This window comes from Virgibacillus proomii (genome assembly GCF_900162615.1).
In the GTDB taxonomy this organism is placed as follows: domain Bacteria; phylum Bacillota; class Bacilli; order Bacillales; family Amphibacillaceae; genus Virgibacillus; species Virgibacillus proomii.
Genome location: NZ_FUFN01000009.1, coordinates 341,806 through 354,031, shown reverse-complemented (window position 1 = coordinate 354,031; position 12,226 = coordinate 341,806). Strand labels below are relative to the sequence as shown.

At 34.0% G+C, this 12,226-nt stretch carries 12 protein-coding genes and 2 pseudogenes; 3 read left to right on the top strand and 11 right to left on the bottom strand.

Annotation, left to right across the window (positions count from 1 at the left end; translation table 11 throughout):
- Nucleotides 1–76: 76 nt before the first annotated feature.
- From BN1066_RS04400 to BN1066_RS04375, 6 genes and pseudogenes are all read right to left on the bottom strand, one after another.
- Entirely contained in the window at nucleotides 77–298 is a 222-nt protein-coding gene (locus BN1066_RS04400) for a hypothetical protein (protein WP_077318274.1), read from the bottom strand.
- A 126-nt stretch (nucleotides 299–424) separates the two neighbouring features.
- A pseudogene (gene mobT, locus BN1066_RS04395) lies at nucleotides 425–1,612 on the bottom strand (MobT family relaxase).
- Nucleotides 1,613–1,838: 226 nt separating this feature from the next.
- Entirely contained in the window at nucleotides 1,839–3,176 is a 1,338-nt protein-coding gene (locus BN1066_RS04390; protein WP_077318273.1) for an FtsK/SpoIIIE domain-containing protein, read from the bottom strand.
- Complete coding sequence (locus BN1066_RS04385; protein ID WP_077318272.1) at nucleotides 3,176–3,556, bottom strand: YdcP family protein; 381 nt, start codon at nucleotides 3,554–3,556, stop codon at nucleotides 3,176–3,178. Before BN1066_RS04385 ends, BN1066_RS04390 begins: the two co-directional genes overlap by 1 nt.
- Before the next feature lie 12 nt (nucleotides 3,557–3,568).
- A complete protein-coding gene (locus BN1066_RS04380) occupies nucleotides 3,569–3,883 on the bottom strand; it encodes a YdcP family protein (RefSeq protein WP_077318271.1) in 315 nt (104 codons plus the stop codon).
- A 108-nt stretch (nucleotides 3,884–3,991) separates the two neighbouring features.
- Nucleotides 3,992–4,195, bottom strand: coding sequence for a hypothetical protein (locus tag BN1066_RS04375; protein WP_077318270.1), 204 nt, complete (start codon nucleotides 4,193–4,195; stop codon nucleotides 3,992–3,994).
- A 563-nt stretch (nucleotides 4,196–4,758) separates the two neighbouring features.
- On the opposite strand from BN1066_RS04375, the gene BN1066_RS04370 reads away from it, so the two are divergent.
- Both BN1066_RS04370 and BN1066_RS04365 read left to right on the top strand, forming a co-directional pair.
- Nucleotides 4,759–5,934, top strand: coding sequence for a DUF4062 domain-containing protein (locus tag BN1066_RS04370; RefSeq protein ID WP_077318269.1), 1,176 nt, complete (start codon nucleotides 4,759–4,761; stop codon nucleotides 5,932–5,934).
- 55 nt (nucleotides 5,935–5,989) lie between these two features.
- Nucleotides 5,990–6,625: a hypothetical protein gene (locus tag BN1066_RS04365; protein ID WP_077318268.1), complete on the top strand. Its 636-nt coding sequence runs from the start codon at nucleotides 5,990–5,992 to the stop codon at nucleotides 6,623–6,625.
- 304 nt (nucleotides 6,626–6,929) lie between these two features.
- Here BN1066_RS04365 and BN1066_RS19750 read toward each other — a convergent pair.
- The 5 genes and pseudogenes from BN1066_RS19750 to BN1066_RS20595 all read right to left on the bottom strand — a co-directional run.
- Nucleotides 6,930–7,267 (bottom strand): annotated as a pseudogene (locus BN1066_RS19750) (tyrosine-type recombinase/integrase); the annotation flags it as partial.
- 367 nt (nucleotides 7,268–7,634) lie between these two features.
- On the bottom strand, nucleotides 7,635–8,378 hold the full coding sequence (locus BN1066_RS04355; RefSeq protein WP_077318266.1) for an ABC transporter permease: 744 nt from the start codon (nucleotides 8,376–8,378) through the stop codon (nucleotides 7,635–7,637).
- Entirely contained in the window at nucleotides 8,365–9,096 is a 732-nt protein-coding gene (locus BN1066_RS04350; protein WP_077318265.1) for an ABC transporter ATP-binding protein, read from the bottom strand. Before BN1066_RS04350 ends, BN1066_RS04355 begins: the two co-directional genes overlap by 14 nt.
- An 85-nt stretch (nucleotides 9,097–9,181) precedes the next feature.
- Nucleotides 9,182–9,514: a helix-turn-helix domain-containing protein gene (locus tag BN1066_RS20600; protein WP_245799698.1), complete on the bottom strand. Its 333-nt coding sequence runs from the start codon at nucleotides 9,512–9,514 to the stop codon at nucleotides 9,182–9,184.
- Between the two features lie 88 nt (nucleotides 9,515–9,602).
- Entirely contained in the window at nucleotides 9,603–9,887 is a 285-nt protein-coding gene (locus BN1066_RS20595) for a MerR family DNA-binding transcriptional regulator (protein WP_245799737.1), read from the bottom strand.
- Nucleotides 9,888–10,818: 931 nt separating this feature from the next.
- Between BN1066_RS20595 and BN1066_RS04335 the strand changes: the two genes are divergently transcribed.
- Nucleotides 10,819–12,141, top strand: a complete 1,323-nt coding sequence (locus BN1066_RS04335; protein ID WP_077318264.1) for a 6-phospho-beta-glucosidase — start codon at nucleotides 10,819–10,821, stop codon at nucleotides 12,139–12,141.
- Nucleotides 12,142–12,226: the final 85 nt, after the last annotated feature.

Sequence of the window (12,226 nt, the reverse complement as noted above, 5' to 3'; positions counted from 1 at the left end):
TTCCGCTCCTGTCATTCTAATTAATCTAGTTCATTAGTTGAATAAACGATACTATAATCTCAATCTATTGTAACATCTATGCCCCTATAATTCGATTGAATAGGTTCAACAATACATCTTTCACTCCACTTGCATTAAAGACTAATCCTACTGCAATTAAGGCAACGATCAAAAAGCCAATCAATTTGCAGAACTCACGCTTAAATCCCAAGTAAATCCCAATCACAACAATCGCCATCAACACTAAAGACTGTGCATTACTTAAAAACCAGTTATAGAGATTCTGCCCAAAATTCATCTTTCATTTCTCCTTTCGTCATCTAATACTTTGTCACTTGACGCATACATTCGATAAATCATAAAATGACACCGCTCACGATTGTAATAAAAGTGTACTTCAATAGTTTCATGGAATCTCTCCAATCTATTGTTTAATTACTTCTTCTGTCGCAAGTGCCTGTTGCATTAATAATTGTTGATGGCGTTTAGTTAAGGTTGCCTGATCTAACATATCTTTTATTACAGTCGTTTGATTGATTTCATCAAGTTTTGTTGCTAGTTTCCACGTGGGAGCGACTTGTCGTGCAAGCCACCTTAACGTCTTATCGAACGTATAAGGTTCAGGTTTTGTTGTTAAAGAAATTTTTCTATTCACGCCTAAATCCAAAAACCGTTGCCATTCTTTATTGATTTCCCAACTACTACGACGTTTCTTCTCGTCTTTATCGACAAAACGGATATAGCGATTAATAATGGAAAAGGCCGTTCGTCCAGCATCTTCATATGTCATTAAATCGACAATTGCATGATAAGCACGATCATTCTTTAAGCGAATTTCAAAACGGTTCTTGATGTCTGTATCTTCGAGTGATGTTCCATGCTTTACATATTGTTCATAATCCTTCTCATAGGCGCAAAAATATACGTCGCTTTTTAATGACCCGATATATAATGTATTGCCCATATCAGGCTTTTCTTCACTTTGCACCAATTCACCAGAACGATAGCTTTTAAAACTACGAAAAACAGAGATACATTCTTCATTTCGGCATTTGTTAGTCAAAAACGGAATATCCAATATGCCTGTCTTGTCGTTTATCGCAAGGTCAATTCGTTTAAAAACCCCATTCACACGAAATACATCCATGAAAAAGTCAAACCATGTTCGCTGTTGAGCTAGTAGAAAGCTTTCAAATTGCCGACAACCTTTTCCTTTGAGTTCGAGTAGACAACCTTTGTCCTCATCAGGCGAAACCATCACCACAATATCGCCAAAAACGTATTTTTCCATATAAGAATAAAACGCATAATCTTCATGTAACATATACTCTATTTTCAGCTTCAAAATTTCTTCAATAACAGGTTTTGGATTGGTTGTTAAAAATCGAATCCGCACATAGTCAAATAAAATTTCCAAAGGAGCATCTGGATTAAATTGTTCTAAAACTTGGAACATAGCATTTTGTAATGTTGGAGTCGGAGTTACTTTTCCTGTTTCAATTTCACTGATATATTGTCTTGAAATACCTATATGAACAGCTAATTTATTTTACGATACACCGTATTCCAATCGCTTTTCTTTTAATTGTTGATACCAAGGTACTTGATTCATGTGCATTCCTCCAAACTAAAAAAGATGTCAACTAAAGTGTAAAAGTTGACATCTTTGTAATGTGCTTTAAACGGTTGTGCCATCAGGCTTTGTTGGCTTTTGAAACAGTTTCCTATTGCTTTTCTACCCCCCTGTTAGAAATAGGGGGTTAAGGCGTGGCTGTCGCCACGCAGGCTTAGCCCAGCACGACGGCTTTCGCTTCGCACGCCGCCGCACTGGGCAGCCTTTATTGGGCTAGTTTAGCAATTTCATTTAAAAAGTCATGTTCTTTCGGGACAAGTGGTGTATAAAATTCTGAAATGACATTATCTCCTTTATCAACATACCCTCGTCCTTTAATCTGTTTTAAGAAAAATTGTTTTTGTACGTCCGATCCGAACATCATGCCATACCCAAGTTCACTCATACGACCTAAAGCAACCCGAAAATTAAATTGATCTCGAATGCCATCTCCAAGATATTTTGCATCTGGACGTTGACAAGCAAGGATAAGAAAGAAGCCACTTTGTCGTCCCAACATAACAATTTGTTTCAGCTTACTCATCACTTTTATGCTTTCTTTGCCGATCATTTCCATGAACGATGTGTACTCATCAAAGATTAAAAAGCGAGCAGGCAAACCCAAATAAGCATAGTTTTCTCCTGTCTTGTAGTTCGGCATTTGTTTCATTTCTTCATTTCGTGTCATCATATCCTCATAAAATTGGTCAATACAAGCTGTCATATCATCCTTTTTATAATAGACATCTGGCATAACAGTGGCTAAATCCGCTAAATCGGCATTTTTCGGATCTAAAATATACAACTTTGCATCTGTTTTTAATAACGATTCAATCAGCGTGAGAATAAAATATGTCTTTCCACCGCCCGTTCCACCAGCAATCAACATATGCGGCAACTTATCATATTCCCAATACATCGCATCCATGAGCTTTAAACTACCATTTTGTGCAACCACTTCATCAATGGAAATACGACTATTAATTGTGTCATAGAGCAAAATATATTCCACAAAGGAATCATGTAATTCTTTCGATACCAATTCACAGTACAAACCACTTTCCAGTTTACTTTCTAAGCTGAGTAGCTGATCTTGATATTTACCCAATGTGATTTCCACTTGAATATGAAGCAATCCTTTTTCAAGCCGATAGTACATTTTAGGAAAATGACTAATTTTATCTTTTGCTTTCCCATTTGGTATGTCCTTAAAGAAGCTACTTGATTGTACTTGTTTCGTTTCATACCAACCATTTTCCATAATCATTTTGGCAAGCTTTTGACGATGAATAATTTGCCTGATACGATCATAACGATACCGATAATAAACAAAAGCACAGCAAGCTACCATCACTAGGCTAATCACTAGTGAAACCAATCCATACGTACTCATAAAATGTGCTTGAAATAGATCAAGCTGCCACGTTGTACAAAGTAAAAATGGCAGATGAAAAGGAATAAAGGAAATAAGCCATACACCAGCCAGCCCAAAGACTACATATTGAAAAACGAGGGATACATCACTCGCTCGAATTCGTTTCCCTCGTCTTTTAAAAGTTTTCATTATTTTTCTTTACTAGGGATAGACTTTGGAATATTACTAGTTGATGTTGTTGCTTTTCCCTTTAAGACTAAATCATCTGCCTTAATGTACCAATCCACATCTGCGCCACGAAAGGTTGCATTTGCGACGGTATCTGCGACAGGGTTAATAATTTCTACTTCTGCATTATAATCAAATTCTTTTAAGGGAACGGAAGCAGGAATACTCACTTGAATCATGCGACCTTGTTCACGAGACTTTAAGTCATACGTGCGTTCCTTTACCTCGGTTGAAACCGTACCATCTTCATTTTGAATGAATACTTCTCTTCGTAATGCGGAAAACTTTAATAATCCAAACGTCTTTTCTTTATCAATGATAATCCCTTGTGCTAATCTCATCTTTTTTCCTCCTTATGCTTTGACCATGTCATCTGCATGTAAAATATAGTTTGTAAAACCACGTTCTCCGATTTTATAGCCTTCTGCGGTGATTCTCGCATTGACTAATTTTACTTTCTCCTCATGTTCAAAGAACTTTTCTCCTGCTTCTTGGGGGAGAACCACTTCGATATCATCAGCACGTTGAATATCAGAATACAGATTATAACTCCGGGATAGAGTAGTCATACGTCCATTAATCCGTCGCTGTTCAACTTTGCCTTCACCTGCATATTCTAAATTTCCAAACGTCTTTTCCATATTTGGAACGACATGTTTTAATTCCATCATATAAACCTCTTTTCTTGTTTTAATATTTGGTTATTTATTCATATGGAAAGCAAGGGCAGAAGGGAGGGGAACGAGAAAAATATATCTTCATTTATCAATCACTCCTTACGCTTCTTGTAGTCGATAATCCACACGCCCATAAATGACACACCAAAATACAACCATTGTTTCTCCATTTTCATCCCGTATCAATTTCCCATGAGGAAAAAACGGAAAATCTTCAATCTCAATTTCATTCATTATAAAATGATCATCGATCCATTCCATGACCTTTTCTTCGTATATATCCTGTTCATTCAAAGACATCATACAACTTTCCCCTTTCTATGAACCCATAAAAAAAAGCATGTCAGATGTGAATAATCCAACAGGCTCAAACATTGATTTATCTATAAAGTTTCCACCAATACCAACCTTGATATGTTCAGAGCATGGAAATCTTGTTTCTAATTGCGTTATATTTTCACCCAATATTTTTCTGAATCTGATAATTTCGTTTCGAGAAGTAAAAGAGGAAAGACCCTATTTCATCAAAAGGCTTCCTATTTTATGTGTGTTACGACGTTTTCAATATGTTATCATTCAAATATTTCACCTTTAATTTCGCAACAAGAACGCTATTTTTAGATAAACAACAATCAAATGAAATTAGATGGTATTTTTGAATACAAGAAAAAACTATATTTTTTCATAATTGATATTTCGAATGGAGTTAGAAAAAATCATAGGGTTTCTTATTTTAAGGGAACTCTATAGTTTTATGTGTTATAATGATGCCGATTTGATACTAATTATTTAATAGTATTAAGAAGGGCCTATAATGTCGCATATTATATTTATATTAAAAAATTAATATATAAAGGAGGAATAATATGGATTCATTTGGAAGAAAACCCACTGTTTTTATAAGTTCAACTTGTTATGATCTAAAGCAGATTAGAGATGATTTAAAAAATATTATAGAAAAAGATTTAGGTTTAGAAGCCTTACTCTCAGAATATAAATCATTTCCTTTAGATCCTTCGCTAGGTACAGTCGAAAACTGTTTAAGAGCAGTTCAAGAAAGAGCAGATATTTTTGTTTTAATAGTTGGTACTAGATATGGAGCTATCACTGATAGTGGAAAATCGGTAACAAATCTCGAATATCTAAGAGCGAAAGAAAAGGGCATTCCTATATACGCTTTTGTTGATAGAAAGATAAAAAATAATATTCCTTTATGGAGAGACAATCCTTCGATGGATTTTTCTTCATCGGTAGATACCCCTGAATTATTCAATTTTGTTGATGAATTAATGAGTATAGACAATGTGTGGGTACATGAATTTGAATTTGCTAGTGAAATATCAGAAAGGCTAAAGTATCAATTTGCGTACCTTTTCTACGACTCATTAACAATTAGAAAAAAAATTAAGTCAAATAACTTATCTAATAAAGTTTTACAAACAAGCCCAGATGCTTTACAAATTGTACTGGAAAAACCGCTAGGTTGGGAGTATCGTTTTTTTTCTCAATTGCTGTCTGATAATATAAAAAGCTGTAAGGAATTAAAAAGGGATGTTGAATATCAAATTTTTCTAGAATTTAACTCTTCAATAAATGATTATTCAGACCTTTTCTACTGGATTACCGAGAAAAACGATCAAATATTAAGGATAGTTAATGCCCTTTCATCTTTAATTAATAATGCGTTTAAGATAGCTATTGGAAACCCTGGTGAACCATCAGATTTGGATTTTTTAGTGTATATTGCTAATAAAATTTCAGATGTTTATAAAAAAATAATCCAATGGGAAGTGGACCTAGGAAGCACCACAGTTCCTGAAGATGCAGAAAAACTTATTTTGTCATTTTCAAATATTAGCCATTCAATAATTGCTGATATTGAAAGGTTTGAGAATGAATTGACAGAAGCATTCAATAAAATACCTCTTTCTATTCAAGAAGGAGAGGAATTCCGTTTAGACATTACGTTGAAATTAAATGAACCTGATTTTACTGAGTTTCATTATGAGTTAGAAAAAGTAAAAACAAAAATAAATCTATAAGGATAATGCTATTTTTTGAAACAAAAGAATTAAACTAATAGTAAGGAGGTTTTTAATGGGTATTTCAAATTTGATTGCAGCAGCAGCCCTCTGTTTATCAATTATTAGTTTCTTTAAAAGTAATAAAAGTAATAAAGTAGCTAAAGAGTGGGAGATTCATAAAGAAAATGTAAGGAAAAAGGAAGTAGATGAACAAATTTTTCATTCTAAAAACAATAGTAGGATATCCCTAATTCCTTCATTTCATTTATCGTTCAATGAAAAAATATTTATCAAAAATATTGCTAATGAAGAACACTTTATTTTACCAATTTCTTTAATCAACTTGGGACGAGAGTCTGCAACAAATATAAGACTTGAGCTAATGACGCAAAATGGAGGTTTAGAAGATTACTTCAAAACCGGAAGATTAAAGGAAAATATTCATTTTATACACGAATATTTAGATAAACAGTATGCATTTCCCGGAGAAACTGTAAAATTTTCCGCGTGTTGTAAGAAACATGATAAAGCGCATGATGTTTTCTTTAAGATAAAGTTTAAAGATTTAGTGGGACGTACATACGAGCAAGAATTTCGTTTCCAGTATTGCCATAAAATCACAAATAATTTTTCAATGAATCATACCTCGAATTTGCCAGTATGCATTGAAGATGATGATAAAACAGCTAACTCTTTTTCTATAATCTAATAATAAAAGTGTGGTACACATTAGCTTTACAATTTAATTCCTCAAGATTGTATTTAACAAAATTTGAATATTGGAGTTTTGGGAATCCGTAACAGAATTCAACAAGTATTTGATTAGGTGCAAATTGCACTTTTATTGCACTTGTTATTATTTTCTATACAGTTTATTTGTTTTTATATGCTCCCAAAACCCTTGATATTACAGCATTTTGCTTTATATGCTGTACGCTTAAAACAGAGTGGGAATAGTAGAAGGAGAGCCGAAACCCCTTTGTTCATAAGGGTTTCGGCTCTTTACTCTATTTTCATTGCATTGTTATTGCATTATTAAATTCTTTACGTAGGTAACGAGCAGTGAATTGATTCTTGGGTGAAGTATCTTCATTTTCTGTTGCTGTTTGGTAAGACATAATACCTTCCAATTTATGGGCTACTTCAAAGTTACTATTAGGATACAAATGTCCGTAGGTGCCGAGTGTCGTTTCAATATCTTCATGCCCTAGGCGGTCTTTAATAATTAATGGATTTTCTCCCTACTAATAAGCAGAGAAGCATGAGAATGTCTTAAAGCATGTAATCTGATTTGATGAATCCCAGCTTTTTTAGAATAGCGTGTAATGGCATTTGCTAACGTATGCTTTTGTTAGAAGCAATTTTTTTGAAAAAAAATCTTATTAGACACAAAAAAGCCCAAACTGAACATAAGCTAGCTGGGCATAGATATTGTATATTGATAAATTACATCCATAATAATCCAATAACACTTCAAGACGTTTCTTGATATGTCGAGTGATATCCAATCAGGGTAAACATAAATAAACACGGCGATAACCTCCTTCATACCGCCGTGTCCTAAAAAGGGCGATTTAATACACACTACTATATCTTGTTTTTTTAAGAAAACGGCGGCTTTAATTATAAAATTTAAAACCGCCATTTTTCTGTTCCATAAACAATCAACCATTATCTCAAAACAACGGTTTTAAATTAAAGTGTTATTATCACATGAATTATTCCCACTTGAAAAATTTGATAGAAAGTCCTATACAAATTACTGCAACAATCCCCATTACAATGATTGGAAGTAAAATACTGTCAATTTCCATTCCAAGAGAGGCCGCTTTTATCAGCTTAATACCCTGTGTCAACGGCATAATATCAGCCATTCTTTGAAGTGCCTCTGGCATAACTTCATAAGGCAATGTTGCACCTGAAAAAATAAGCATAGGAAAATACAATAAAGTTGCTAGTACACTAGCTGTTTTTGTATTAGGTGCGAGACCGCCAACCATCATGCCAATACTAAAAATAGATAGCATAACTAAAAAATAACCACCAAAAAAATAAAACCATGAGCCAATCATTTGGAAATTGAAAAAAAATACGGCAACAAGATAAAGAAGTAGAAGTGACACGACTGCATATAATGAATAAATTACTACTTGCACGAATAAAATCATGACAGGTGTAACAGGTGTTACCTTAAACCGTTTCAGTATTTTTTTACTACGATATTCAGATATAACTAAAGGAAGTCCCATGACTCCACCAGCCAAAATGGAGATGGTAACAAGTGCACCGAAGGACTGCTGTAAAAAAGTATAATCTGCTCCATTAAAAGCGGGATTATCTCCATAAATAATGCCGAGTAAGACTAACACTATTAGCGGCATACAGATAGCAAAAATGAACATATCCATTCCTCTTAAAGAAAGTTTTAATTCGGTTTTAAGCATTGTTCTAAAAGTACTCATTTTCCATTTCCTCCTCTGTATACCATAAATAAGCATCTTCAAATTCATCAAAAGGACTTGAAGCTATAGCTTCCTCAACTGTTCCATAAAACACTATCTGCCCTTTTCTTAAAACGCAAATGCAATCACATAGAGCTTCAACTTCGTCCATAAAATGTGATGTTAAGAAAATTGTTAGTCCTTTTTTCTTTAGACCAGAAAGAATTTTCCAGACATCCCGTCTCGCTCTTGCGTCAAGTCCGGTTGTTAATTCATCCAAAAAAACAACTTCTGGTTGAGGAATAAGGGCAAGAATAATGAATAACCTTTGGCGCTGACCTCCAGAAAGATCACTAACAAGATTTTTACGCTTATCATAAATACCAAATTGTGTCAATAAATCTTTATAATTTTCCGTTTTTTTATAAAGTGATTGGGTGACTTCACACAATTCTTTCACTGTTATTTTTTCTTGATAATTTGCTTCTTGAAATTGAACACCCACCTTTTGAAATAATTGTTTTCGTTCTGTCAATGGATTCTTCCCTAAAATAGTAACCCTTCCACTATCAGCTTTTTTTGTCCCTAGCATACACTCAATCGTTGTGCTTTTTCCTGCACCATTTGCACCAAGTAAACCAAATACCATTCCCCTTTTTATGGAAAAACTCAAATTTTTTACTACTGGCAACCCAGTATAAGTCTTAGATAACTGTTCAACATGAATGACGGCTTGCATAAACATTTCCTCCTTGTTTTTATCACATAAATTTGTCCAATAAAAGAATAACACCAGCAAGAAGGCTGGTGTTAAAGTGTAGGGTTTAGTGAAATATGTTTTTCATATATTGCAGTTGATTAATCATGATCTGTGCATTTCTTTCAGCTTTGTTCAATGAATCTATTAACTTATCACATACTGAAATAATATCCTCGTTCTTCGTAGGTGTATTAAGTACTTTTTTTAAGTTTGTATTAGTATTTGAGGACAATGCATTAAGCATACGCAAAATTGACTCAAGGGAATAATTTGCACAACGGAGAGAGCGGATAATTTTTAACTGCCGAATATCTTTATCTCTATAAACGCGATAACCATTTTTTTTACGTTTAACTGATAAAAGACCATTCATCTCCCAGTTTCTAAGTGTATCCATAGAAATGTTAAGATATTGGGAAACTTCTTTTCTTGCATGTACAGTTTATTTATTATTGATTTACCGTCTAAAAGCCTTTTCACTATTACTATAGCTTCTTCCGCATTTTTTCGCTCTTCTTGTAATTGGAGTATATATTCTTGAGTATGCTGAAGGGCCTTATCGTAATCGCCTGATGCTGAAGTCTTGACCATTTTGACAATTTTTTTCTTAATCCATTTTGTAACACTTCTATTTGAAAGGCAAGTCGAGCAAGTCTGAATTGTTCTAAGTGAAGATCAGTGAAAACACGATAGCCATTTGCTTGACGTTTAGGTTTTGCAATAAGTTCTAAATCTTCATAGAGTCGTACTGTATTGGGATGAACTCCAATTATTTCAGCGATTTGTGAGGTTTTATAGATTCATGGTTAAATCACCTCCGTACATACTATCATCGTAACATCGATTAAAAGTCTGGTGTTATAATGGAGAGTTATATTATACAAAAAAATATATTCTGGATGTAATATATTTAATGGAAATGAGCTGAATAATGCAATGCATGTAATTCTTAACACCTTCAGTTTTTTATTTTAGGCTTTTGGAATGAAAAGTAAATTATGTTATTTACTAGAATCAATCGTAAAAATATGCTACATATCCTTCTATTCCTTTATGAAATTTAATAAGAGATAGATTATTCATCATAAAGTTTAATTCAATTAACTTATAATTAAGGAGAAAAGGGGCAAGGTAAGATTCAAGATTTCTTAAATAAATGCAGTGATATAAAATATTCTGTAAAACTTAATCCGATTTTAAATTTTATATTCAACAACCATCTTGAACAAATATATAAATTACAGAATGAATTAGATGTTCTCCAACAAGAAGTTAAGAATTTGGAAATAACTCTCAGAAAGTATGAATTTGTTATCGATCAAGTAAACGCTAATTTACAAAAAAATTGATGGAGATATTTGGTATACAGGTAGAAATTCAGACGATGTGAAGGCATATCTTTCTTCTGTAGTTGAAATGCAAAATGTAGAAAAAAAGCTCTACAAATACTTGACTCAACCCTTTTTAATGTAAATGTTGACACCAATCAAAAAATGTGATAACTTAAAGCTATAATTAAATAAGTTAATCTTAAAATTTAAGGAATGTAACCTTAATTGGGCATAACCTGAATTGATTTGAAAACGCTATACGTGCGTTTTTAAACAGTTCGGGTTTTTTTATTGCCCACCGCTATCCCATGCATGAGGAATCGATTTTCAAAGAAAGAATGAGAGGTTTTAGTAATAGGAGGTCATTTTAATGAGTAAAGACGTTAAAATTGTCACAATAGGTGGGGGGTCAAGCTATACTCCAGAATTAGTCGAGGGATTTATAAAAAGATATGATAGTTTACCAGTCCGTGAGCTTTGGTTAGTTGATATCCCAGAAGGACAAGAAAAACTGGAAATCGTTGGTGGCTTAGCTAAGCGTATGATTAAAGAAGCTGGTTTGCCAATTGATGTACATCTTACATTAGACCGCCGGGAAGCATTGAAAGATGCAGACTTTGTAACGACGCAGTTACGTGTCGGTTTACTGGAAGCACGTGCAAAAGATGAACGTATTCCTTTAAAATATGGCGTCATTGGTCAGGAAACAAATGGGCCGGGTGGACTTTTCAAAGGTTTGAGGACAATTCCGGTTATTTTAGATATCGTTAAAGATATGGAAGAATTATGTCCTGATGCATGGTTGATTAACTTCACCAACCCAGCAGGAATGGTGACAGAAGCAGTTCTCCGCCATAGTGATTGGAAGAAAATCATTGGTCTATGTAATGTCCCGGTCGGAATGAAAATGGGGATTGCAGATCAATTAGGTGTTGATCCTGAGCGGATTCAAATTGATTTTGCAGGATTGAACCATATGATTTACGGATTAAATGTCTATCTAGATGGGGAAGTTTATACCGACCAATATATTGAAAAGATTGCTTCAGGTGACGTGTCAAGTGGAACGATGAGAAATATCGTCGACTTGAAATGGGAACCAGACTTTCTGAAAGCACTCCAAGCGATTCCTTGTCCTTATCACCGTTACTACTACAAAACAAGTGAGATGTTTGAAGAAGAAAGTAAAGCAGCGGCGGAAGAAGGAACTCGAGCTGAAGTTGTTCAAAAACTAGAAAAAGATTTATTTGAGTTATATAAAGATGAAGACTTAACGATCAAGCCTCCACAATTAGAGGAAAGAGGCGGTGCTTACTATAGTGATGCAGCATGTAGTCTAGTCGATTCTATCTATAATAATCGCAGAGATATTCAGCCTGTTAATACTATTAATAATGGAGCAATTGCAAGCATTCCAGATGACTCAGCTGTTGAAATCAATTCTGTTATTACAAAAGATGGTCCAAAACCAATCGCTATTGGCGATTTACCTGTAGCAACAAGAGGTCTTGTACAGCAAATTAAATCATTTGAAAGAGTTGCAGCAGAGGCTGCTGTAACCGGCAATTATCAAACAGCACTTCTAGCAATGACAATTAATCCACTCATTCCATCTGACACCATAGCGAAAGAAATTCTTGATGAAATGCTTGAAGCTCATCAAGAATATCTACCACAGTTTCAGAATAATTAATGACAGATAAGAAATAGTAATAGAATAGTCAAAAGGAGTTGGGCGAAGAGCTGGTTTTAGTACTTTGTCCGCCTCATACACTGAT

Bases quoted from the DNA above. Each gene is read 5' to 3' on its own strand.
- BN1066_RS04400 (WP_077318274.1), bottom strand. From the start codon at position 298: ATGAATTTTGGGCAGAATCTCTATAACTGGTTTTTAAGTAATGCACAG.
- BN1066_RS04390 (WP_077318273.1), bottom strand. From the start codon at position 3,176: ATGAAAACTTTTAAAAGACGAGGGAAACGAATTCGAGCGAGTGATGTA.
- BN1066_RS04385 (WP_077318272.1), bottom strand. From the start codon at position 3,556: ATGAGATTAGCACAAGGGATTATCATTGATAAAGAAAAGACGTTTGGA.
- BN1066_RS04380 (WP_077318271.1), bottom strand. From the start codon at position 3,883: ATGGAATTAAAACATGTCGTTCCAAATATGGAAAAGACGTTTGGAAAT.
- BN1066_RS04375 (WP_077318270.1), bottom strand. From the start codon at position 4,195: ATGATGTCTTTGAATGAACAGGATATATACGAAGAAAAGGTCATGGAA.
- BN1066_RS04370 (WP_077318269.1), top strand. From the start codon at position 4,759: ATGGATTCATTTGGAAGAAAACCCACTGTTTTTATAAGTTCAACTTGT.
- BN1066_RS04365 (WP_077318268.1), top strand. From the start codon at position 5,990: ATGGGTATTTCAAATTTGATTGCAGCAGCAGCCCTCTGTTTATCAATT.
- BN1066_RS04355 (WP_077318266.1), bottom strand. From the start codon at position 8,378: ATGAGTACTTTTAGAACAATGCTTAAAACCGAATTAAAACTTTCTTTA.
- BN1066_RS04350 (WP_077318265.1), bottom strand. From the start codon at position 9,096: ATGCAAGCCGTCATTCATGTTGAACAGTTATCTAAGACTTATACTGGG.
- BN1066_RS20600 (WP_245799698.1), bottom strand. From the start codon at position 9,514: ATGGATACACTTAGAAACTGGGAGATGAATGGTCTTTTATCAGTTAAA.
- BN1066_RS04335 (WP_077318264.1), top strand. From the start codon at position 10,819: ATGAGTAAAGACGTTAAAATTGTCACAATAGGTGGGGGGTCAAGCTAT.